13 protein-coding genes are annotated in these 15,009 nt (G+C 70.3%); 9 read left to right on the top strand and 4 right to left on the bottom strand.

Annotation, left to right across the window (positions count from 1 at the left end; all coding sequences use genetic code 11):
• The first annotated feature begins 105 nt into the window (after nt 1–105).
• Complete coding sequence (locus tag ACFXJL_RS10870) at nt 106–840, top strand: carbon-nitrogen hydrolase family protein (protein WP_384691132.1); 735 nt, start codon at nt 106–108, stop codon at nt 838–840.
• Nucleotides 841–1,054: 214 nt separating this feature from the next.
• Here the strand turns inward: ACFXJL_RS10870 and ACFXJL_RS10865 are convergent, their stop codons facing one another.
• Nucleotides 1,055–1,903, bottom strand: a complete 849-nt coding sequence (locus tag ACFXJL_RS10865; RefSeq protein WP_358881177.1) for an EI24 domain-containing protein — start codon at nt 1,901–1,903, stop codon at nt 1,055–1,057.
• Nucleotides 1,904–2,083: 180 nt separating this feature from the next.
• Between ACFXJL_RS10865 and ACFXJL_RS10860 the strand changes: the two genes are divergently transcribed.
• Entirely contained in the window at nt 2,084–4,639 is a 2,556-nt protein-coding gene (locus ACFXJL_RS10860) for a M14 family zinc carboxypeptidase (protein ID WP_384691128.1), read from the top strand.
• Between the two features lie 105 nt (nt 4,640–4,744).
• On the opposite strand, the gene ACFXJL_RS10855 is transcribed toward ACFXJL_RS10860, so the two are convergent.
• A complete protein-coding gene (locus ACFXJL_RS10855) occupies nt 4,745–5,764 on the bottom strand; it encodes an NADP-dependent oxidoreductase (RefSeq protein WP_384691125.1) in 1,020 nt (339 codons plus the stop codon).
• Between the two features lie 91 nt (nt 5,765–5,855).
• Between ACFXJL_RS10855 and ACFXJL_RS10850 the strand changes: the two genes are divergently transcribed.
• Nucleotides 5,856–6,290: a MarR family transcriptional regulator gene (locus tag ACFXJL_RS10850; protein ID WP_358881180.1), complete on the top strand. Its 435-nt coding sequence runs from the start codon at nt 5,856–5,858 to the stop codon at nt 6,288–6,290.
• Nucleotides 6,291–6,381: 91 nt separating this feature from the next.
• Nucleotides 6,382–7,485 carry a serine/threonine-protein kinase gene (locus tag ACFXJL_RS10845; protein ID WP_358881181.1) on the top strand — a complete coding sequence of 368 codons (1,104 nt, stop codon included), beginning with the start codon at nt 6,382–6,384 and terminating at the stop codon, nt 7,483–7,485.
• 77 nt (nt 7,486–7,562) lie between these two features.
• On the opposite strand, the gene ACFXJL_RS10840 is transcribed toward ACFXJL_RS10845, so the two are convergent.
• The gene (locus ACFXJL_RS10840; RefSeq protein WP_384691121.1) at nt 7,563–8,126 is read right to left on the bottom strand and encodes a hypothetical protein; all 564 of its coding nucleotides are present in this window, start codon (nt 8,124–8,126) and stop codon (nt 7,563–7,565) included.
• Nucleotides 8,127–8,513: 387 nt separating this feature from the next.
• Here ACFXJL_RS10840 and ACFXJL_RS10835 point away from each other — a divergent pair, with 387 nt between their 5' ends.
• The 3 genes from ACFXJL_RS10835 to ACFXJL_RS10825 all read left to right on the top strand — a co-directional run bounded on the left by ACFXJL_RS10835 (nt 8,514) and on the right by ACFXJL_RS10825 (nt 11,936).
• Nucleotides 8,514–9,083, top strand: coding sequence for a hypothetical protein (locus ACFXJL_RS10835; RefSeq protein WP_384691377.1), 570 nt, complete (start codon nt 8,514–8,516; stop codon nt 9,081–9,083).
• Nucleotides 9,084–9,265: 182 nt separating this feature from the next.
• Nucleotides 9,266–10,309 carry a rod shape-determining protein gene (locus tag ACFXJL_RS10830; protein WP_329018292.1) on the top strand — a complete coding sequence of 348 codons (1,044 nt, stop codon included), beginning with the start codon at nt 9,266–9,268 and terminating at the stop codon, nt 10,307–10,309.
• 49 nt (nt 10,310–10,358) lie between these two features.
• Entirely contained in the window at nt 10,359–11,936 is a 1,578-nt protein-coding gene (locus ACFXJL_RS10825) for a GAF domain-containing protein (RefSeq protein ID WP_384691374.1), read from the top strand.
• Nucleotides 11,937–12,023: 87 nt separating this feature from the next.
• On the opposite strand, the gene ACFXJL_RS10820 is transcribed toward ACFXJL_RS10825, so the two are convergent.
• Nucleotides 12,024–12,470: an Lrp/AsnC family transcriptional regulator gene (locus ACFXJL_RS10820; RefSeq protein ID WP_358881183.1), complete on the bottom strand. Its 447-nt coding sequence runs from the start codon at nt 12,468–12,470 to the stop codon at nt 12,024–12,026.
• 192 nt (nt 12,471–12,662) lie between these two features.
• Between ACFXJL_RS10820 and ACFXJL_RS10815 the strand changes: the two genes are divergently transcribed.
• Both ACFXJL_RS10815 and ACFXJL_RS10810 read left to right on the top strand, forming a co-directional pair.
• Complete coding sequence (locus ACFXJL_RS10815; protein WP_384691117.1) at nt 12,663–13,238, top strand: LysE family transporter; 576 nt, start codon at nt 12,663–12,665, stop codon at nt 13,236–13,238.
• Between the two features lie 194 nt (nt 13,239–13,432).
• Entirely contained in the window at nt 13,433–14,917 is a 1,485-nt protein-coding gene (locus ACFXJL_RS10810; RefSeq protein ID WP_384691114.1) for an acyl-CoA synthetase, read from the top strand.
• Nucleotides 14,918–15,009: the final 92 nt, after the last annotated feature.

Below are 15,009 nucleotides of genomic sequence, written 5' to 3'. Positions count from 1 at the left end.
GGGCGGGGCCGGCGCTCGCGTCGGGAGTGGCGCCGGCCCGCTGTGTCGGTGCCTCGCACCGAGGGCGGCGGCGCCCGCACCGCGGAGGGAAGCGATGATGACCTCATGAAATTGGCATCGGCGCAGTTCACCCCCGTACCCGGTGATGTTGCGGGCAATCTGGAGACCATCCGTGGGCTGATCGTCCAGGCGGCCGGGGAGGGCGCCCGGCTCGTCGTCCTGCCCGAACTGGCGGTGACGGGATACGCGCTGGAGCTGATCGCCCGGGATCCCGGCAGTTGGCTCACCGAGGACGATCCACGGCTGGACCCGATCCGGGAGGCGTGCCGGGCGACGTCGACCGCCGTGGTGGTGAATGCCGTGGTCCGTACGGCCGGTGAGCTGCCGGGCATCACCTCGCTGGTGATCGGGCCGGACGGCGCCCTGCTGGCCCGCTATGACAAGCGTCATCTCCACGGCGAGGAACATGAACTGTTCGCACCGGGCGTTGCGGACGGGCGGTTCACCCTCGACGGGGTCCGCTTCGCGATGGCGGTCTGCTACGACAACCGGTTCCCGGAGATCGCGGAGCGGGCCGGGGCGGACGGCTGTCGGGTGTACGTGGCGAGTTCGGTGCTGGAGGAGGGCAACGACTCGTTCGAGACGGTCTATCCGGTGCGCGCCCGCACGAACGGGCTGTTCGTGGTGCTCGCCAACCAGACGGGACCGAGCGATATCGGTGACTGCCCGGGACTCAGCTCGATCTGGGGGCCGGACGGCACCCTGTTGGCGACGGCGGGGCGGTCCGTGCGGTCCCTGGCGGTCGCCGAAGCAGCCATCGAAGGGGCCACCCACAGCTAGCCGCCTCCGTGGGGAAGGGCTCGAATCACCCTTCCCCACCCGCTCGGAGAGGCCGGGGTACGAGGACCCGGAGGTCGAGCGGACGCGGCGGACCTTCGCTCCGGAGATGCGTTCCGGTCGCTGTCCTGGCTCACCGTCCGATGTGACGGAACATCCAGTACGGGGATGGTCAGGACGGGGACAGTCAGTGCGGGGACATCCAGTACGTGGCCATTCAGTACGTCACATCGGACCCATGGCCGGGAGGCTGCGGCCAGGTGCCGGCGAGGCTGTCCGGTGCGCCGTCAGTGGCCCCGTCCACACCGTCCACACCGCCCGCACCATCCTCAGCGCCTTCCAGCCTGCGCACCATCAGCGTCGCTCCGGCGACCGCTCCGGGCATCAGGAAGACGGCCACGAAGGGCACGATGAACGCCAGCGCCAGGGGGAGGCCGAACCCGATGGTCATCATTCGGTGGCCGCGCAGCAGTTGAAGGCGTTCCTTGAGCTCGACACCCCTGCGCTGGAGCGCGACCGCCGTGAGCTCCTCGGCGAGGAAGTAGCCCGTCACACAGAACCCGATGACGGGGACGACGGTCTGTCCAACGACCGGAATGAAGCCCAGGGCGAAGAGGATGACGCCGTAGCAGGCGACCCGCGCCAGGATCCGCAGCGAGTCACGGGCGGAGATCCAGAGTTCGCGCCAGAGCGGCAGACCGGACTCCGGTACCTCGCCGCCTTCGGTCCGGTCGACCTCTTCGGAGAGCGATTCGTAGAAGGGCTGGCCGATCAGCAGGGTGACCGCGGTGAAGGTGATCACCGACAGGAAGAGCCCGAGGACGAAAAGAAGTCCGGTCAGGAATCCGCGGAACAGACCCTGCCAGGGTGACGTCCAGTCATCGGCGAAGGGGGTAGCCCAGCCGACGAGGTCATCGGCTCCGTAGGCGAGCCCGATGAGGGCGCCCACGTACAGCAGAAATGTCAACAAGCCTGGCAGCAGACCGAGTCCGAACCAGCGGCCGTGGGTACCGACCCACCGCTGGCCCTTCATCAAGTAGCTGAAACCCACCCCGAAATCGCGCATGGGTGCACCCTATCCGGGCTGCTCGTACGGTCGGCCGGAGGAGGCCCCGCGTACTGAGATACCAGAACAAAGTGGATTACAAGTCTTGATTGTTGCGGCCTACAACCGATAGACCGACGCCTAACGATCGATGTGACACGTGTCGCGTCGATCGACCCTCTACCCCGGAGGCATCCACGCATGGGCATTTCCAGACCCGTCCTGGTCGCCACGGCAGCGCTGGCCACCGCAGTCCTGCTCGCGCCCGTTTCCGCCACCGCGGCTCCCACGGCACCGAAGCCGTCCGACGACCGACATCCGCTTCGGGACCGCGGAGGAAGCGATTCCACGCTCTCCCCCCTCGCGACGTTCGGCAAGTCCCGGGTTTCCCCGGAGGCGCTGGGGCAAAAGCACCCCTCGTTCCACAAGGAAAACGCCTACCCCCGGCGCACCGCCCTGAAGGCACCCGCCACCAACCCGGCGGACAAGTCCATCAAGCTCGGGTTGATCCCCTACCACTCGATCGCGCCGAAGCTGAACGACCTGCAAAGGCTCAGCAACCGGGTCAGCGTGGAGTTGGCGGGCAAGTCGGCGGCCGGTCACGACCTGTACCTCGTGACGGTCACCGAGCCGGAGAGCTCCCGCGAGGTCCGCGACCAGGAGCGGATGCGGGAGCAGATAGAGAACTCCCCGGCGTCCGCGGCCCGGGACCGGAAGATCAAGTCCTCGTACAAGACTCCGATCTTCATCAACAACAACATCCACGGCAACGAGTGGGAGGGCACGGACGCGGCCCTCAAGCTGATCGAGGAACTCGCCAAGGCCAAGGACTCCAAGACAGCTGGTCTGCTGGCGAAGAACCGCATCTACCTCAATGTGACCGCCAACCCCGACGGTCGCATAGCGGGCACGCGCCCCAACTCCAACGGCTTCGACCTCAACCGTGACTTCATCACGGCGTCCCAGCCCGAGACGCGCGCCATCCGGCAGATCGCCATCGACAAGCAGCCCGCGGTCATGCTCGACCTGCACGGCTACGTCAACGGCACACTGATCGAGCCGACGACCCCGCCGCACGGTGAGAACTACGAGTACGACCTGTTCCTGAAGAACTCCTACGCCAACGCCCTCGGCATGGAGAAGGCCGTCAACGGCCTCGGGTACACCGCGGAGAAGGACGGCGTGCTGCCCGCCGAGATCCCGTTCCGGGACCAGGCGGAGGGCTGGGACGACTGGCCGCCCATCTTCACCCCGCAGTACATGCCGTTCCAGGGCGCGGTCGCCTCGCACACCATCGAGTTCCCTATGCGGGTCAACAACGCCTCGTACGAGTCGCTGCCGGTGGAGGAGTTGCGTCGGCGCTCCGCCATCAACACCGACATCGCCGGTGCCGTGATGCGGTCAACCCTGGACTACACCCAGGCCAACCGCACTTCGGTGATCGCCGACCAGATCGAGACATTCCGGCGCGGTGCGGCCGGTGAGGCGCAGCGTCCGATCTCCTCGGAGACCGTGCCGGGCGTGCCCGGGATCGGTCCGGAGGACGTCTACACGACCACCTTCCCGCGGGCGTACGTCATTCCGACCGGGCGGGACCAGCGCAGCTCGGTGGCCGCGGGTCGTCTGGTGGACCATCTGATCGCCAACGACATCCGGGTCGAGCGGGCGTTGCTCCCGTTCAAGCTGGCGGGCAAGGTGCACCCGGCGGGTTCGTACGTCGTGGACATGCGTCAGCCCAAGCGCGGCATCGCCAATGTGATCCTCGCCGAGGGCCGCGACATCAGCCCCGATGTGTCGGCGATGTACGACATCTCGGGCTGGAGCCTCGGACTGCTGTGGGGCGCGACCGTCCACAAGGCCACGAGCGGTGACCTCCGGGTGATCAGCCGTTCCGTGAACTCGGCGGGTCCGACCGGTTACGTCGCCCCGATCGGCGACCTGAAGCTGCGTCTGGACGACCCGAAGGAGCTGGCCGCGGTCAACGCACTGCTGGCCCAGGGCGTCTCGGTCCGGCGTACGGCCGACGGTGCGGCGATCGTGCCGGCGTCGGCGCGCAAGGCCGCTTACACCCAGGCGTCGCGGCTCGGAGTGTCCTTCAACGCGACGTGGGACCGTGGGGTCGCACCGCTGAAGCGGACCAAGGTGGCCGCTTCGGTGACCGCGGGCGAACTGTTCGCCCTGCGGGAGATGGGCTTCGACGTGGTCCCGGTCTCGACGGCGATCCTCAACGCCGGCTATGACTGGAAGGGCACGGACGCACTGATCGTCTCGACCGGTCTGAGCTTCGCGACCCTGAACCCCGCCGCGCGTGAGGCGTTCACGGCGAGCGGTGTCTCGGTCGTGGGCCGGGGCGCGGGCGGTGCCAACTTCAACGCGGGCGCCGGGCTGATCCCGGTGACCGCGGTGGCGGGCAACGGCGACGCCAACGGCGTGGTGAAGGTGTCCAACGCGGGCGGCGCGATCACCGGTGGCGCTCCGGAGCACACCTTCGTCTACTCGCCGCTGTGGTTCACCGGCCTCGGCTCGGGCGTCCGGGCCGACCAGACGTACGGCACGGGCAACCCGCTGGTGTCGGGCCACTGGCGGACCACCAGCAGCGGTACGGGCGGACCGACCGACGCGGCGGGCAAGGCGTCGATCGTCAGCGGTACCTCGGCGGCTGGTGCGCCGGTCGTGCTGTTCGGTACCGAGCCGATGTTCCGCGACCACCCGAAGGGTGTGTTCGCACAGGTCGGACGGGCGCTGCTGACCCGCTGACCCAGTGAGTGAGGGCCGCACCCCCGAGGGTTGGGGGTGCGGCCTTCGGCATGTGCTCGTGATGCGGGGCCGTGGGTGCCCCGGGCGGGATGCGGCCCGCGCGGGTCAGTGGTCGAGCGCGACGACCATCTTGCCGGTGTTGTCGCCGCGCAGGAGCCCGATGAAGGCGTCGAAGCCGTTCTCGATCCCGTCGACGACGGTCTCGCGGTACTTCAGCTCCCCGGACGTCAGCCATCCGGCCACGTCCTGGACGAACTGCGGCTGAAGGTCGACGTGGTCCCACACCAACATGCCTTCGAGGCGCAGCCGCTTGCCGATGATCAGCGGGAGGTTGCGCGGCGCGGGCGACGGCTCGGTGCTGTTGTAGAGGGAGATCATTCCGCAGATCGCGGCGCGCCCGTGGAGGTTGAACGAGGAGATGGCGGCTTCGAGGTGGTCGCCGCCCACATTGTCGAAGTAGACGTCGATGCCGTCGGGGGCGGCCTTCGCCAGCTGTTCGGCGACCGGCCCGTCCTTGTAGTTGAAGGCCGCGTCGAAGCCGTACTCCTCGGTGAGCAGCCGGACCTTCTCGGCGGAGCCGGCCGAGCCGATCACCCGGGACGCGCCCTTGATACGGGCCAGTTGGCCGACCTGGCTGCCGACCGCGCCGGCGGCGCCGGAGACGAATACCGTGTCGCCCTCGACGAAGGAGGCGACCTTGAACAGGCCGGCGTAGGCGGTCAGGCCGGTCATGCCGAGGACGCCGAGGTAGGCGGAGAGCGGGGCGAGGTCGGCGCTGACCTTGGTGGCCTGGGCGGCGGGCACCTCGGCGTACTCACGCCAGCCGAGTCCGTGCAGGACGTGGTCGCCGACCGCGAACCCTTCCGCGGCGGAGGCGATGACCTCACCGACCGCGCCGCCCTCCATGGGCCGGTCCAGCTCGAAGGGCGGCACGTAGGACTTCACGTCGTTCATCCGGCCGCGCATGTAGGGGTCGACGCTGAAGTAGCGATTGCGCACGAGGACACGTCCTTCGCCCGGTGCGGATACGGCCACCTCGCGCAGGGCGACGTCGTCGGTCGTCGGCCAGCCGTGGGGGCGGGCGACGAGGTGCCATTCACGACTGGTCGTGGGAAGTGCGGACATGCTGGGGAGCCTCCGGGATTTGGTTCAGCACATGGAATACTTGTCGACCTGAATATTTCACCATGACAAACATCTGGGTACGGTGTCCACCATGGCCTCACCGCGCAGTGACCCCTTGACCCGCGAAGTCGTCGACCTGATCGGCGCCGTCGTGGCCCGCTACCACGCGGAGTACGAACAGGCTGCGGCCGAGCAGGCCCTCACCGCGGCCCAGGCCAAGGTGCTGGGACTGCTGACGGCCGAAGCGCTGCCCATGCGCCGGATAGCCGAGAAGCTCACCTGCGAGCCGTCGAACGTGACCGGGATCGTGGACCGGCTGGAGGCCCGCGGCCTCGTCGAGCGACGGGCTGACCCGCAGGACCGCCGGGTCAAGCTGGCCGCGCCCACCGAGGAGGGCGCCAGCACGGCGGAGCGGTTGCGGGATTCGCTGGAGTTCGCCCGCGAGCCCCTGGCACAGTTGTCGCCCGAAGAGCGTCGGGTGCTGCGGGACCTCCTGAAGCGCATGTTGGGCGACGGTCCGGGCTAGTGCTGCGGCGACGGTCCGGGCGAGGTGTGCGCTCGGCCGGAGCGCGCCATGGGAAGCGCTCGGCTGGTTGAAGCATTGAGTTCACAGCGAGGTGGAGACGGCAGTGGAGTGCCCCGACAGGTCGCACGGTGCCCGGCTGGCCGCCCATGGCGCCGTCTCCGCGGCCCTGGCCCGGCACGGTGATCGTGCCCTCCTCGAACTCGTCGACTCGGCCGCGCCGATCGGATCCGGCATCGGCGGGAAGTCGACCCTGCTGGAGATCGCCGGAACTCCGGTCTTCGTGAAGCGCGTACCCCTCACCGATCTGGAGGTGCGGCCCCCACACCTCCGGTCCACGGCGAACCTGTTCGAGCTGCCGGACTTCTGCCACTACGGCGTCGGCGCCATCGGCGGGCCGGGCTTCGGGGCCTGGAGGGAACTCGCCGTGCACACCATGACGACGGAGTGGGTGCTCACGGCGGAGCACGAGGGCTTCCCGCTGATGTACCACTGGCGGGTGCTGCCGGACTCGACGCCCCTGCCGGAGGAGCTCGCCGACGTCGACCGGGCCGTCGCCTACTGGGGCGGTGGGCCGCAGGTGCGCGACCGGATCGAGGCCCTCCAGCAGTCATCGGCGAGCGTCGCGCTGTTCCTGGAGTACGTTCCGCAGAATCTGCACCAGTGGCTGAGCACACAGATCGCCGCCGGAGACCGGGCCGCCGACCGGGCCTGCGCCATGGTGGAGCGGGAGCTGACGGCCGGCGCCTCGTTCATGAACGGCCGCGGGCTCCAGCACTTCGACGCGCACTTCGAGAACATCCTCACCGACGGCCGGCGGCTGTACTTCGCTGACTACGGCCTCGCCATCTCCTCGCGCTTCGCACTGTCGCAGGACGAGGTCGACTTCTTCGACCGACATCAGACGTACGACCGCTGCTACATCGCCACACATCTGGTGAACTGGCTGGTCACCGCGTTGTACGGATATCAGATCGAAGACCGGGACGGCCGCGGCGCGCGGGTGCGCGCCTATGCGGAGGGCGAGCGTCCCACCGGTATTCCCGCGGAGGCCGCAGCGATCATCGCCCGGCACGCGCCCATCGCCGCCGTGATGTCCGACTTCAACCGCGAGTTCCAGCGCCGGAGCAGACGGACTCCGTACCCGCTGGAGGAGATCCATCGGCTCGGCGAGACATACGGTCCGTCCGGTCGCTGACGGCCGACCGGGGGGAGGTGCGCCGCGTCCGACTCCAGGCCAGCGACGCGGGCTCATCGAGCCGAGCGTGGGCGCGCCTAGACGCACCACCAGAGGAACTGCTCGCAGTCGTCGGACGGCGAGGGCGAAGGTGTCGGCAGCGACGAAAGGCGTGGTTGCGGCGGCTTCGCGGTACGGCCGGGAGCGCTGGGGGTGGGGCTGGTGGTTCGGTTCGGGGGCCGTGACGAGGGGTCGGTGGTGGCAGCCGGCGAGGGGGCGCGGGTGCGGTCGGCACGTGAATCCGCCGCGGGCTTGCGCGGGCGTTCGGTCGTGGGGGCGCTGGTGGTCGGTCGACCGGTCGCCTCATCCGAACCGGCTGAATGGCCTGACGCAACGGGATCGGCTGGAGACTCGACGGTGGCGGTCGACTCGGACACCGGTTCCGGCTCCGGCGATGTCGCCTCCTTGACCGAGGTGGCCGCCCCTGCCCCTTCGTCGTTCTGGGTGAGCTCGACCAGACCCCAGGCGCCCGCCGTGAGTGCGAGGCAGACACCGCCGATCAGTACCGTGCGTCCACGGCTCTTGCGGGCGCGCCGAGCACGTGCTCCTGGCCGGACGGGGGGTCGTGGGCTCGGGCGGGAGTGCGATCTCCTGGAAGTCACGTCGATCGGCTCGATCACCTCGGCACTCCGGCCCATCGCGTCGTCGCCACGACCCGGCCCCGGCCCTGCCGAGGCCGGTCGGATCAGTTCGGATGCCGGCGTTCCACAGCCCGCACAGGCGAGGGCTCCATTCAGATGCCGTTGGCAACGGTGGCAGTAGTCCATGGGCCCCGAAGGCTATGAGGCGTGAAGGCGCGGAAGTGACGGATGGTGTGAGGATGCGGTGAGGACTCTTCGCCCATGCGTACGAGTGGGCCATGGGAGCCGAAAGCCGACCGGGCACGAGCGTCGCCGCTGTCACCGGCACCATCCCCGGCACCATCCCCGGCACTGGCACTGGCACTGGCACTAGGCACCGGCACCGGCACCGGCACCGGCACCGGCAGGATGGTGTCCATGACGGCCACAGCGCCCTTCGGGCCCCTCGACTTCCAACTGGTCCTCCTGCGCCGGATGGCCGACTTCCACCCGGAGCTGGTGGAGGAGGCCCGGCGCGAGCTCGGCGTGTCCACGGCGGCCATGCGCGAGGCGAACCGGCGCTGGCAGGCGATGGTGCGTTCACCGAAGGGCCGGGGCACGCTCAACCGGTACCGCTCGGTCCTCGGCGAACCCGAATCGCGTCAGGCACGACGCATCGGCGATCTGGAGTGCGAGGCGCTGCTGTGGCCGGTCCCGCTCTGGCCCGACCTCCGGTTCGAGGTGATGGCGGCGGCGCGCGGCGGCGCGGTGTGGAACGAATGGCTGGTGCGCGCCCCGGGTGCGACGGGTCCCGATCTCCACACCGCCACGGATCTACGGCCCTGGTCGTGCACGGTGGACGAGGCCGCACGGGCCTTCGCCCCCGCCTCCCCGCTGCCGGGATCGGCGCCGACCCGCTGGGGGCTCGCCCTGACCCTCCCGGGCGGGGAGATCCGTACCGCCGAGTTCTGCTGGGGGCTGTTCCAGCGGCTGGTGTAGCGCCGGGGCACACCTCCGCCCGGGCACACCTGCGCCTCGGCCCGGTGGACGCCAGCGTCCTCGTACGGCCCCTGGACCGCGCCACTCGGGGCTCCCCGTACCCCCGAGCGGCCCACCCAGCGCGCGCCCGCACTCCGGCCGCCGGACGATGCCTCCAGGTACCGCACTCGGGAGGAATCGCCGTGACCGTCAGTCTTGAGCAGTTGCGCCGCTGCCATGTCGCCGTCGACCTGGGTGCCGCGCGGACCAGGGTCTTCGTCAAGGGTGCCGGGCTCGTCGTGGACGAACCGAGCGTCGCCGCCGTGAACACCCGTACCGGTGCGCTGATCGCGGTCGGGGCCCTGGCCGAGCAGATGACGGGCCGCACCCCGGACTACATCAGGGTCGCCCGTCCCGTCTCCGGCGGCACCGTCGTCGACATCGACATGGCCCAGCGGATGATCCGGCATCTGCTGGGGGAGAAGTTGCGCCGCCAACTGCGCCGCAAGCCGAGACTGCGGGCGGCGGCCTGCACCCCGCATCTGAGTGACCCCCTCGCCCAGCGCGCGGCCGTGGAGACGCTCGTGGGCCTCGGGGCCCGGCGCGTCGAACTCGTCGACACCCTCATCGCGGCGGCGGTGGGCTGTGGGCTGCCCGTGGAGCAGCCGACCGCGACCATGATCATGGTGTGTGGTGCGGCGACCACGCAGATCGCGGTGCTCTCGCTCGGTTCGATCGTCACCGCCGAGCGGGTGCCGGTCGGCGGCAACGCCATCGACCACGCGGTCATCCAACACCTGCGCACCCAGCACGAGCTGATGCTGCCCAGCCAGTCCGTGCGCCCCCTCCAGATCGCGCTGCACGGCAACGGCCTGACCTCCAAGGGGCCTGAGTCCACCGAGATCCACGGTCGGGACGTGGCCACCGGGCTGGCCCGCTCGGTGCAGGTGAACACCGCCGCCGTGCGCAACGCCATCCACACCCCCCTCACCTCCGTGCTCGACGGCATCGGGAAGGTGCTGCGGGACTGCCCGCCCGACCTGGTCGCCGACCTCGCGGACCGAGGGATCATGATGGTCGGGGGCAGTGCACTGCTGCCGGGTTTCGACCAGATGCTGCGCGATGCGACCGGTATGCCGGTACAGATTGCGGAACGTCCGGACATCTGCGCGATCCTGGGTCTGGGCGCCATGCTGGAGGGCAAGATCCGGCCGCTGGTGCTCAACCCACTGGCAGAGGTCGAGTGACAGCGGAGGCACATCCGGCGTGAACGGTCCGAAGGGTGACGAGCGGGCCCTGCCGTCCCCCGGTGCACGGCAGGGCACGGCGACGGAAGCCGGGCTCGCCCTGTTCCTGGAGGCGGTCCTGAGCGTCGGGGTCGATCTCGATCTGCCCACGACACTGCAACACCTGGTGGACACGGCCACCCAACTGGCCGGGGCCAGGTTCGGGGCGCTCGGGGTGGTGGACCCGGAGTGCAAGCAGATCACCGAGCTGTTCACCTCGGGCATCAGTGCGGCCGAGCGGGAGGCCATCGGCCCGATGCCGACCGGGGACGCGGGTCTGGTGGGCGTCCTCATCCGGGACCCGCAGCCCCTGTTGATCAACGATGTGGAGGCCGATCCCCGGGCGGCCGGGGTCCCCGATGGCCATCCCGCGATGCGTTCCTTCCTCGGTGTGCCCATCCGGGTCCACGCCGAGGTCTTCGGCAATCTCTACCTCTCCGAGAAGGTCGACGGCCCCTTCACCGAAGACGATCTTTCGGTGCTCCAGGTCCTCGCCTCCCAGGCGGGCATCGCCATCGGCAACGCCCGGCTCTATGCGAGCGCGCGGCAGCGCGCCCGTTGGATCGAGGGCGCGGCGGCGGTCACCACCGCGCTGTTGACCGGCGAGAGCGCCGACGACGCGCTGACGACGGTGGCCGAGCAGGCCCGCATCCTCGCCGACGCGTCGGCCGGGGTGGTGCTCCAGCCGACCGACGACGGCGGGATGGAGATCGTCGCCGCCGCCACGGATGGTTCCGGCGATGCCGACGACATCGTGGGGGCGGCCATCGCGCCCGGTTCGCCGGTGTTGGTGCAGTTGTTGGGCGGAGAGCCGGTGTTCATAGCGGACTCGGCCACCGATCCGCGGATGACCACCCATGTGCGCTCCAGGTTCGGCCCCTCGATGATGCTGCCGCTCCAGAGCGGTGGACGGTTGATCGGCACGCTCGCCCTGCCCCGGGAGCGGGGCGGGCGCCCGTACACGGCCGGCGACCGGCTGCTCGCCGCCCAGTTCGCCTCGCAGGCCGCGCTGGCACTCGTCCTCGCGGACGCCCAGCACAACCGGGAGCAGTTGGCGGTGTACGAGGATCGCGACCGCATCGCCCGTGATCTGCACGATCTGGTGGTGCAGCGGCTGTTCGCCACGGAGATGATGTTGGAGTCGACCCGGCGCAGGGCCGCCGCCGACGACGCGGACGAACTCCTGTCGCGTGCGGTGGACGAGTTGGACTCGACCATCCAGGAGGTGCGGACGGCCATCTTCGCCCTCCAGCAGCCGCCCAGCGAGACACCGGCGAGTCTGCGCAGCCGGGTGCTGAGGGAGACGGCCGCGGTCTCCTCGGCGCTGGGGTTCCGGCCGTCCGTACGCTTTCGTGGCGCCGTTGACACCCTCGTAAGGGAACCCGACGACCGGCAGTTGCTGGCCGCGCTGCGCGGGGCGCTGGCCGCGGCCCGTCGACGGCCGGGCATCACGGCGGTGGAGGTGGAGGTGGATGCGACGGCCCGGCTGCCGGACGGCCGGACGGGGGTGCGGTTGGTGGTCCGGGACGACGGCGAGCGCGAGGACGACGGTTCGGGTACGACGGTGAGTTGGCAGGCGCCCGGCTAGGCGGTCAGGGGCCCGTCACCGGTGACGCCTGTGGCATCGGTGTCATCAACGTCATCGGTGTCATAGGTGTCATAGGTGTCATAGGTGTCATCGTGGGCGACTGTCGGACGCTGACGCCGCCCGCAAGGCGATGCGGGTCTGGGACTGGGCGACGCCCGCCTCCCGCTTGAGGGTGCGCAACAGGGCGTCGAGTGCGGCGGGGTCGGCCACCCGGGCGCGTACGAGGTAGTCGTGGGCGCCGGTCACATGGACGACCTCGGTGATGCCGGGAAGTCGCAGGGCGACCCGCTCGAACTCCTCGTTGGAGGTGTCGAGCCGCAGGGTGATGTCGATGAAGACCATCAGGCCCGCCCGGTGGTCCGCGGTGGGGTCAACCAGGGTGGTGAAGCCCTGGATCACTCCGCTGCGGACCATCCTGCGAACCCGGTCCGCCGCCGCGTTGGCGCTCAGCCCCACCCGCACTCCCAGGTCGCGGTAGGAGATCCGCGCATCCCCCTGCAAGACACCGAGGATTTCCCCGTCGATTCGGTCCATTGTGCGATTGTCGCAGTTCTGACCGTAACGCAGCCGCGTGAGCGTCGGTCCGGGTCCCAGAGTGCCGTGCCATGAGCGATGTCATGACAACAGCGGTGGCGGGTGCGGTGGCGGGCTTCGGGGTGGCCCTGCCGATGGGCGCGGTGGGCGTCCTGCTGGTGCAGGAGGGGCTGCGCGACCGCCGGGGGGGCGATGGCCGCCGCGGCAGCGGTGGCGTCGGTGGATCTGCTGTACGCGGGGGTGGCGACCGCGGTGGGTCCCTGGATCACGACCGCGCTCACCGGGGTCGAAGCATGGGTGCGACTGGTGTCGGCGATGGTGTTGGGGGTGATCGCGTGCTTGGGTCTGCGCGCCTCGCGGCGGCCGAGGGCCCTGGGCACATCACCGGGTGATGGCCGGGCGGTACCGGGCACCGCGAGGCACACGGACCCGACACCAGAGGGCGTCCCGGTCCAGGACGACCGTGGTGCCCTCGGCCGGATCTTCCTCCGGTTCGCCGCCCTGACCCTGATCAATCCGACCACCGCCCTCTACTTCGTGGCCCTCACCACCGCTCAGGGCGCCGAGCTGAGCGGCGGCACGGCCGGTCTGGTGTTCGTGGGTGCGGTCTTCCTCGCATCGCTGCTGTGGCAGCAGACCCTGGTACTGGTCAGTGCGGCGCTCGGCAGCCGACTCCCCGACTCGGCTCGAATATGGACGTTTCGGATCGGCTTCGCCTTGGTGGCGGCGTACGCGGTGAAGGTGGCGCTCCCCCTGCCGACGCTGTGAGCGGGCACCGCCCTGCGAAGTCGAGGGGCGTCCCCATGGACACGGGCGTGCGAACCGTACCGAGAAGTCGAGACGCACCAAGAGGTGCGAACCGTACGGAGGAGTGCGAACACGCCGCTCCTCGCCCGCGCCGATGCCCGACGGGACAATGAGGTCGCTGTGCGATCCATCCGCCCATCTTGGAGGAACGACGAGTGAGTGACCTCTTCCCCGCGCTGACTGTCGCATCGGACCGGCCCGCACTGCGCTTCGGCGAGCGCAGACTGACGTACGGAGAACTGGCGGGCGCGGCGGGCTCGCTGGCCGTACGGATCGGTGGGGCCGCACGGCTCGCCCTGTGGGCCACCCCCACCCTGGAGACGGCGGTCGGCACCGTGGCGGCGCTGCTCGCGGGCGTACCGGTGGTGCCGTTGAATCCCAAGACCGGCGAGCGGGAGTTGGCGCACATCGTCGCCGACAGTGCGCCCGCCGCCGTACTGGCCGGGCCGGAGGCCGTGCTGCCGGGCGCGTTGGAGCGGTTGCAGCGCATCGACGTGCCCGTGACCGGAACCGTGGGGCCGCTGCCGGACGATCCCGATCCGCTCACACCCGCGCTGATCGTCTACACCTCGGGCACCACGGGACCGCCCAAGGGCGCGGTACTGCCACGTCGGGCGATCGCGGCCAATCTGGACGCCCTCGCGGACGCCTGGGACTGGAGCGCGGACGACGTGCTGGTGCACGGGCTGCCCCTGTTCCATGTGCACGGGCTGATCCTGGGAATCCTCGGGCCGCTGCGCCGCGGGGGCGAGGTGCGGCACCTGGGACGGTTCACCGTGGACGGTGTCGCCCGCGAACTGGGCGACGGCGGAACCATGCTCTTCGGAGTGCCCACGATGTACCACCGGTTGGCCGAGGCGCTGAGCGGGGTCGCCACCTCGCCGGCCGGTACGGGCGCCGAATCGCCGGCCGCGGTGGCGAAGGCGCTGACGGGTGCCCGGCTGCTGGTGTCGGGGTCGGCGGCGTTGCCCCTGCACGACCATGAGCGCATCGAGGCGGCGACCGGGCGCAGGGTGGTCGAGCGCTACGGCATGACCGAGACACTGATCAACACGAGCGTCCGGGCGGACGGCGAGCCCAGCCCCGGCTCGGTGGGCGTGCCCCTGCTCGGGGTTGAACTGCGGCTGGTCGACGACGAGGGCGTGGCCGTCGAGGAGCAGGACGGGGAGACCATCGGAGAGATCCAGGTGCGGGGGGAGAACCTGTTCACGGAGTACCTCAACCGCCCGGACGCGACGGCGGATGCGTTCGACGGGACGTGGTTCCGCACCGGGGACATGGCGGTGCGCGACCCGGACGGCTCCGTGCGGATCGTGGGACGCCGGGCCACGGATCTGATCAAGAGCGGCGGATACAAGATCGGCGCGGGTGAGGTCGAGAACGCCCTGCTCGACCATCCCGGGGTCCGGGAGGTGGCGGTGACCGGGGAGTCGGACGCCGACCTCGGTGAGCGGGTGGTGGCGTGGATCGTCCCGACGGAGCCGCACTCCCCTCCGGACCAGGAGGAGTTGATGACCCATGTCGCCGTGCAGTTGGCGCCGCACAAGCGTCCTCGTACGGTGCGGTTCCTGGCGGCGCTGCCGCGCAACGACATGGGGAAGATCCTCAAGCGCGCTCTGGTGACCGGGCCGGCCGACTGAGCAACGGTGTTGACCGGGGCGTGGGGTGGGGGCGGGCGGGGGGAGGGGCGGGGGCCGGGCCCCCCCCCCCGGACGGGGCCCCGAGGCCGGCC

This window comes from Streptomyces sp. NPDC059256 (assembly GCF_042753785.1).
GTDB lineage: Bacteria > Actinomycetota > Actinomycetes > Streptomycetales > Streptomycetaceae > Streptomyces.
Note: the sequence above shows the minus strand (reverse complement) of the source record. Positions and strands in the feature narration are given on the sequence as shown.

Excerpts from the sequence above, each read along its gene's own strand:
- ACFXJL_RS10870 (WP_384691132.1), top strand. The coding sequence starts at position 106 with ATGAAATTGGCATCGGCGCAGTTCACCCCCGTACCCGGTGATGTTGCG.
- ACFXJL_RS10855 (WP_384691125.1), bottom strand. The coding sequence starts at position 5,764 with ATGTCCGCACTTCCCACGACCAGTCGTGAATGGCACCTCGTCGCCCGC.
- ACFXJL_RS10820 (WP_358881183.1), bottom strand. The coding sequence starts at position 12,470 with ATGGACCGAATCGACGGGGAAATCCTCGGTGTCTTGCAGGGGGATGCG.
- ACFXJL_RS10860 (WP_384691128.1), top strand. The coding sequence starts at position 2,084 with ATGGGCATTTCCAGACCCGTCCTGGTCGCCACGGCAGCGCTGGCCACC.
- ACFXJL_RS10865 (WP_358881177.1), bottom strand. The coding sequence starts at position 1,903 with ATGCGCGATTTCGGGGTGGGTTTCAGCTACTTGATGAAGGGCCAGCGG.
- ACFXJL_RS10850 (WP_358881180.1), top strand. The coding sequence starts at position 5,856 with ATGGCCTCACCGCGCAGTGACCCCTTGACCCGCGAAGTCGTCGACCTG.
- ACFXJL_RS10835 (WP_384691377.1), top strand. The coding sequence starts at position 8,514 with ATGGTGTCCATGACGGCCACAGCGCCCTTCGGGCCCCTCGACTTCCAA.
- ACFXJL_RS10815 (WP_384691117.1), top strand. The coding sequence starts at position 12,663 with ATGGCCGCCGCGGCAGCGGTGGCGTCGGTGGATCTGCTGTACGCGGGG.